Source organism: Breznakia blatticola (assembly GCF_004365815.1).
In the GTDB taxonomy this organism is placed as follows: domain Bacteria; phylum Bacillota_I; class Bacilli_A; order Erysipelotrichales; family Erysipelotrichaceae; genus Breznakia; species Breznakia blatticola.
Map to the genome: position 1 here is coordinate 25,698 of NZ_SODD01000027.1, position 7,200 is coordinate 32,897.

The 7,200-nt window shown below is 36.2% G+C and carries 8 protein-coding genes; all 8 read right to left on the reverse strand.

What is annotated here, in order from left to right; translation table 11 throughout:
* Nucleotide 1 precedes the first annotated feature (1 nt).
* A complete protein-coding gene (locus EDD63_RS07690) occupies nt 2-1,372 on the reverse strand; it encodes a PTS galactitol transporter subunit IIC (protein WP_134170135.1) in 1,371 nt (456 codons plus the stop codon).
* A 30-nt stretch (nt 1,373-1,402) separates the two neighbouring features.
* Nucleotides 1,403-1,684, reverse strand: a complete 282-nt coding sequence (locus EDD63_RS07695) for a PTS sugar transporter subunit IIB (protein ID WP_134170137.1) — start codon at nt 1,682-1,684, stop codon at nt 1,403-1,405.
* A gap of 8 nt (nt 1,685-1,692) precedes the next feature.
* Nucleotides 1,693-2,160 (reverse strand): PTS sugar transporter subunit IIA, encoded by a 468-nt coding sequence (locus EDD63_RS07700; protein ID WP_208318311.1) that lies wholly within the window; start codon nt 2,158-2,160, stop codon nt 1,693-1,695.
* A gap of 225 nt (nt 2,161-2,385) precedes the next feature.
* Entirely contained in the window at nt 2,386-2,961 is a 576-nt protein-coding gene (locus EDD63_RS07705; protein ID WP_134170139.1) for a histidine phosphatase family protein, read from the reverse strand.
* A gap of 137 nt (nt 2,962-3,098) precedes the next feature.
* Complete coding sequence (locus EDD63_RS07710) at nt 3,099-3,845, reverse strand: copper homeostasis protein CutC (protein WP_134170141.1); 747 nt, start codon at nt 3,843-3,845, stop codon at nt 3,099-3,101.
* 57 nt (nt 3,846-3,902) lie between these two features.
* Nucleotides 3,903-4,637 (reverse strand): SIS domain-containing protein, encoded by a 735-nt coding sequence (locus EDD63_RS07715; protein WP_134170143.1) that lies wholly within the window; start codon nt 4,635-4,637, stop codon nt 3,903-3,905.
* Nucleotides 4,638-4,646: 9 nt separating this feature from the next.
* Nucleotides 4,647-5,447 (reverse strand): HAD family hydrolase, encoded by an 801-nt coding sequence (locus EDD63_RS07720; protein ID WP_134170145.1) that lies wholly within the window; start codon nt 5,445-5,447, stop codon nt 4,647-4,649.
* A 15-nt stretch (nt 5,448-5,462) separates the two neighbouring features.
* The gene (locus EDD63_RS07725) at nt 5,463-6,950 is read right to left on the reverse strand and encodes a DUF1846 domain-containing protein (protein WP_134170147.1); all 1,488 of its coding nucleotides are present in this window, start codon (nt 6,948-6,950) and stop codon (nt 5,463-5,465) included.
* Nucleotides 6,951-7,200 lie beyond the last annotated feature (250 nt).

Below are 7,200 nucleotides of genomic sequence, written 5' to 3' on the forward strand. Positions count from 1 at the left end.
ATTACGCTCTTTCTGCTGCTGCTACTTCTTTTGCGTTTTTTGCTTCTCTACGTAATTCACGGTAGTACATTGTGTATCCTGCTAACCAAGCTACAAGTACAACCACTGGGATAAAGTTTCCATTTACTACATCAAATACTTGTGAAATTCCGTATGTAAATACTGGACCATCAATTGATGAGTTTGAAATCATTTGTCCTGCTGCTAAATCAACAGCACCTGTTGCGTTTGCTAAGTCTGTAATAAATGGTGCAAATGCTGTACCAATCCATAAGAAGCATGGAACTCCGATTGTACAAAGAATTAACATTCTTGGTAAGTTTCCTTTTGTTACTAAGTATGCAGGTACTGCTAATGCAATATTGATAATTCCAGCAAATGGTAAGATTTCGTTTCCTGGTAAAATCATAGACATTAATAAGGTTACTGGCACTGACCAAATAACTGCTAACCAAATTTCATTTGATCCACCTAGGAATGGCCAGTCAAGACCAACAATTAAACTTCTTCCTTCGAAACGTTTGTTCATAAAGTCACTAACCGCTTCAGAAATTGGTGATAATGCTTGCATAAAGTATTTTGAAATCACTGGGAATAATGTTAATGCAGTTGCAGCTTGAACTCCTAACGTTAAGATTTCAGCTGGACTCCATTTTGCCATGATTCCAAATACACATCCTAAGATAAATCCAAGTACGTGGTTTTCTGCAAAGATACCAACTTTTTCTTTTAATGCTTCCGCATCAAAGTCTTTGTTGAATGCAGGAATTTTACGTAATAATAAATCGAATGGGTATAAAATTGCTCCAAAGAATACCATTTTGTGTGTACAAGTAACTCCAGGAATTCCTGATAATTCTTCAATACGGTGTGAGTGTACATCTGCTGTTTTAAGTTCAAAGATAATTTGAATTGTAGCAACTACAAATGCTAAAGGTACACTATCTGTAATGGCAACAACACAAACTGCAGTAAAGATTTTCCCCCATACATTCCATAAATCTGCATTGAATGTTTCTGTTTTCTTTAACACGATCATAATAATGTTCACAACGATAAGTAATGGGAACATTAAGAATGCATATGGCCATGACCATGAGATTGTCGATAATGTTGTCCATCCACCATCAACAATTGGTAATGAAATACCTGTTGATTCTAACATTGCTTCTGCTGCTGGTGAAATTGCCCCAGTCATAAAACTAATAAGCATTGACATTCCGGTAAATGCAACCCCTAATGTAATACCTGCAGAGATTGCATCTTTCACTTTCATACGAACAAGCAATCCTGCAAAAATGATGATAATTGGTACGAATACTGCTGCCCCTAAACTAAGTAGCCAGTTAACTACATTTTGTAAAATATCCATAAATTTAAACTCTCCTCTTTTGTTTTCTTATTAGCCATTATTCACGGCATCAATTAGTCTTTGTAATTCCTCTTTTTGTTTCATTCCTGTAAGAAATGCAATTCCATTGATTACTGGAATTGGATATTCCTTATTTGTTTTCGTAATTGCAATGTATGCAACCGCATCCGTCAAATGACGATCCACAGATTTTAAGTCTACCGCTTCTACTTTTGCGTCAACTTTATTTTCTTTTAGTAAACGATTTACTTTACTTGCTACGGTTTGTGAAGTTGCTACTCCACTACCACAAGCCACGATTATTTTTTTCATAGTCCCTCCTAATCGAATCCTTTTATATTGATTATTTCTTGATAATATTCATCTACTGTTTTTGCATTGAGTAAACGATCCATCAAATCTTGATCCTGCAGATTATCAACTAGGAGTTGCAACATTTCCACATGTCCATCACCTTTTATGAATCCAAGAACAAAGATTAGTTGAACGTCATGCCATACATCACTGGTTGCCATTTCACACCAAGCAATTGGTTTTGCTAGTCGAACTGCTGCAACAAATGGGGTGATAATATGTACTGCATCCGCATGCGGTATCGCAATTGGATATGGTTGCGTTGGTAAGCCTGTTGGGTATGCTTCTTCCCTTGTTACCAATGCTTGATAATATGTTTCCTTCACAAATCCTTTGGCAAAAAGTATTTCACTCATTTTCGCAAAGAAATCATTTTGATTTTCTACCTGCATATCTAGTTGAATCAGGTCTTTGATAATCATTGAACTGTCCATTTACTCTCCTTTCGCAATTGCTTGCATCTGCGCGCCGATCCATGGCAACTTGCTTAATCACATTATATGAGTAGAAACATTTTCAGGCAAAGCAATTTCGGGACAATTAATGCACAACACAATGTGCAATACAGTGATGGGCGCTAAAGTTGCGCAACCTTGTGACGTAAAATCCATAAAAAAATACCAAACTTTTCCATAAAGAATGGTATTTCTAATAAATTATCACAAATTTTGATTCATAATTTCGACTAAAGTAAACATGTCATGACCCCATGTTAATTTTAAGATACAGCAATTGCCAACACCAGTTTCCTTAATCGCTTCAAGACTAGGATCCATATGACAAGTCTCTAAGAAATAAGCAATACTCACACCTGAACTTACAGCAAGTATGACTTGACTATCCCTATCATGGCAAACTTGTTGCAAATAATAGCTCACTCTAGTTTTTACATCCTGTGCGCTTTCTCCACCAACTTTACTCGTTAATGTATCCCCATAAATATCTTGCTGACCTGCTCCTATATAGACTTCACCTTCTACTTCTCCATACCAACGTTCACGTAAATCTTTACTTCGTTGATATGGTTGATTTGGTGCAATATACTCCATTGTGTCACAACATCTTTCACTCGTGGAACAAACAAGTGTATCAAAGTTTACATCTTTAAGTATTTCATGTGCCTGTTTGGCTTGTTTAATCCATTTATCTGTTAGTGGTGAATCACACCACCCTTGAATCCGGTGCTGTACATTGAAGTACGTTTGTCCATGTCGAACTACATATAATGTTTTCATATACAATTCCCTCTACATGCATTATAAAACGTTACGTTTTTTACAACAAATGCTTTTGGAAACAAAAATTGCACATCTTTATGCACATAATAGGACTCAATGAAATCTAAATAAAAAGACTTCATCTCAGAAGTCCATTATGTATGTAATGCATCAACAAAGTCGATAACTGCTTGTTTGTCTACACATTCATAATCAAGTTCGTGATTCTTCGCATATCCATACGATACCTGTTTTGCTTTTGCTGTAAGATCTCTTTTCCATGTTTTACATGATGCATGTACTTGCTGCAACTGCGTCTTTTCAAGTACTTGCTTTACATTATCTGCACGCAAACCTACACCACCTAAGATTTCGATTTGCTTGCCATATGTATTTTGTAGGTAGGCTAGTGTCTCAATTCCGGTAATAGCAGTTTCACCTTGTCCACTTGTTAGTACACGATCCACCTTACAATTTATAAGTGTACGCATTGCTTCATCAATATCTTGTATGACATCAAATGCACGATGTACAACAGCTTGTCCACCATACTTATGAATCAAATCACAAAATTCTTTTGTGCGTGCAGCATCAATTGTAAAATCTTCATTTAGAAATCCAAACACAATTGCTTCTACACCTTCTTGTAATAACAACTGTGCATCTTGTTTCATCACTTCATATTCTTCATTTGTATAATGAAATCCACCAGCTCTAGGACGCACCATAGCTGCAATTGGCAATGAAATATGTTGTTTTACTAATTTCACTGTTCCCATACTTGGCGTTAGTCCACCTAAATATAATGCACTATTTAACTCAATACGGTTTGCCCCACCTGCTTGTGCAGCCAAACAATCTTCATAACTTCCTGCACATACTTCAAAAATTATATCTTTCATGGTTCCTCACTTTATTTTGCATACAAAATGCAAAAGACAGAATTGCTTCCGTCTTCTTTACTTGGTATATAAACGTGCGTATTTTTTCATGAAGGCATCATTTTTTTCAAATCCTCCATCAACATTTGCACTCACGAACACTTCAACTTCTTGTCCATTTTGAGCTAGCGTACTTGCGCAAACTACACTGATTGCACCACAAATAAATGCATTGGCAATCGATGATGTTGGATACATTGGAATATCGATTCCTTCAAAATAACTCGCTGCATCCCCTTTTTGTCCGCAGTTATCAATAACAATATCTGCAACTTCTAGTAAACGCTTGTTGTGTTTATTACGTGGCTTTGTTTCCATTGAATGGTGTACGTTAGTAATTGCAATGACGGTTGCTTTACGTCTTTTTGCTTCAACTGCAACTTCTACTGGATATGGATTTCTTCCAGAGTTACTTGCAATTAAAACAACATCACCTTCTTGAATATCAAATAAATCGACAAGTAGATCCCCATATCCATCAAGATTTTCAATTAGGGAACTCTTTGTTGGGTGCTCATTTAGTGTTAATTCTGTAGGCATCATTGGCACCACAAAAGCAAGCCCTCCTGCACGCCCATAAAACTCTTCAGCTACAGAATGTGAATGTCCACTTCCCGTCACTAAAAAGCGATGTCCTGCACTATGCGCATTAGCAATAGCAATTCCAGCTTCTTCGATTGCCTTTGCTTGTGTATCCTTAATCTTATGTACAACGTCTAAACCAATACTAAATGTCTGCTCAACTAGTTTCATAAGTTTCTCCTATTTTAAGATTTCAAAATGTTTACAGGCTTCATAGATTCCATTTTTACCACATGGTTTTGTCACAAAGTCTGCTTTTGCTTTTACTTCATCGACAGCATTGCCCATTGCAACACCAATCCCACATGTTTCAATCATACTTAAATCATTATAGTTATCACCAAAGGCTATCGCTTGTTCCATCGTGCATCCAATATGCTCACAAATATGTGCGATGGCGTTTGCTTTACTTGTCTTCTTTGGGTGAATATCAAATCCATTTCCAAAGAACTTATCAAATTGTAAGTGTGGATACTTCGGTTTGATTTGTTTAAAGATGCTCGGTTCAACACGACTCACTGCAGCTAAAGGTAAACTTTGCTTATGTCGTGTTTTCTTTTTTCGATGATCTTCAAAATTACCCCAACGACCTAGCAAGATCATCAAACGATTTTGCAAAGGAAGTTTTCCTGCATATAAATATCCTTTTTCAGGAAATTGAAATTGTAAATATTGTTTGAAGTGCGTGAAATCTTGGACAAGATTTTCTGTATCCTGTTTCGATAATGGTTCACTATACAATTCATGAAATGCATGATCCATGATATAGGTTCCGTTCAAACAAATATAATAATCAAATGTGAAATACTGTGATAGTTTTTCTTTTACGAAATATGGTGGACGTCCACTTGCAATTGCAAGTTTAATTCCCTGTTCACGTAACTTATTTAGACAGTTCAAATCATCTTCTTCAATTCGATGTGTTATATGGTTAAACAAGGTTCCATCAACATCAAATGCAGCTATTTTTATATCTTTCATACTTTACTATCACAACTATTTCTTGTGATATAACTTTTGCGTTCTAAATTTCGGTGAACATGTGTAATTCATTTTTAAACGGTTAAAGACATTTTCATCATCTTTTCTTAAGATTACCGTAGAGTGTACTTCACATCCTTGAAGTTTCTTTAATTGTTGCATGGCAAGCTCTGCAACTGGGTTTGTTGTTGCACTTACTGCAAGCATGACAAGCATTTCACCTGCATGAATACGTGGATTATTATTTCCAAGTATATCCGTTTTTAGTTTTTGGACTGGCTCAATAACCGATGGCGAGATCAATGGTAAACGATCATCAATTCCACCAAGTGCTTTTGCGGCATTTAATAAAGCTGCTGAACTTGCACGTAGTAGAGTCGATGTTTTCCCTGTGATTAAACGACCATCAGGTAGTTCAATTGCGACTGCTGGTTCATCTGTCTCGATTGATTTTGCTTCACTTGCTCCAACCACCTTACGGTTACTTGGTTTAAGATTTGCTTGGTTCATCAACATTTCAATTTTTTGAATGGCTTCTTTTGAACCTGTTCCCAAACGTTCATTTACTAGTGATTGATAGTAACGACGTAAGATTTCTTTATTGGCTGCATCTTGTGCAGCATCATCATTTTCAATTGCATACCCTGCCATATTTACACCCATATCCGTTGGGCTTTTATATGGCGATACACCATTGATGTTTTCAAACATACGACGCAACACTGGGAATACTTCTACATCACGGTTATAGGAAACAACCGCTTCTCCATATGCTTCTAAATGGAATGGGTCAATCATATTTACATCATCAAGTTCTGCAGTAGCTGCTTCATATGCTAAGTTAACTGGATGCTTTAATGGAATGTTCCAAATTGGGAATGTTTCATATTTTGCATAACCAGAACGTACCCCGCGTTTATGATCATGATACATTTGTGACATACATGTTGCCATCTTTCCACTTCCTGGACCAGGTGCAGTTACGACAATCAACTCTCTAGTTGTTTCAATGTATTCATTACGTCCAAACCCGTCGTCACTTAAAATAACATCCACATTGCTTGGATATCCTTCAATTGAATAGTGGACGTACACTTTTACATCCATACTTTCTAAACGTTCACGGAATTGAACTGCTGTTGGTTGTGCCATAAACTGCGTAATTACAACACTTCCTACATATAGATCAACACTTCTAAACGCATCGATTAGTCGCAATACTTCTTGGTCATAGGTAATTCCTAAGTCACCACGAACTTTACTTCCTTCAATGTCGTTGGCATTGATTACAATCACGATTTCTACTTTATCTTGAATCTTCGAAAGCATTTGTACTTTAATATCTGGTAAGAATCCTGGAAGAACTCTTGATGCATGATAATCATCAAATAATTTCCCTCCAAACTCCAAATACAAGCGATTATCAAAGCTGGCAATCCGCTTTAAGATATTCTCACTTTGTAACTCTAAATACTTTTCCGAATTAAATGCTATTTGCTCCATTCATATAACCTCATTAACTTTCCTTAACATTATAGCAAACTTCCAAGATGAAAACGCATCAACTCAATGAAAATAAAGAAAAGTTTTTCATTACGTATATAAAGTGATTCAAAACTAGGCCAACCTGCTGATTTTTCTTTGTTTTTACAAATGAAAAGGAGCTGTGACAGATAGGCATATTTAGCCAAATCTAGAGCACAGCTCCTTTTTTTCTTGGTTTATTCCATATATTGCTCATTTTCTTAATCAT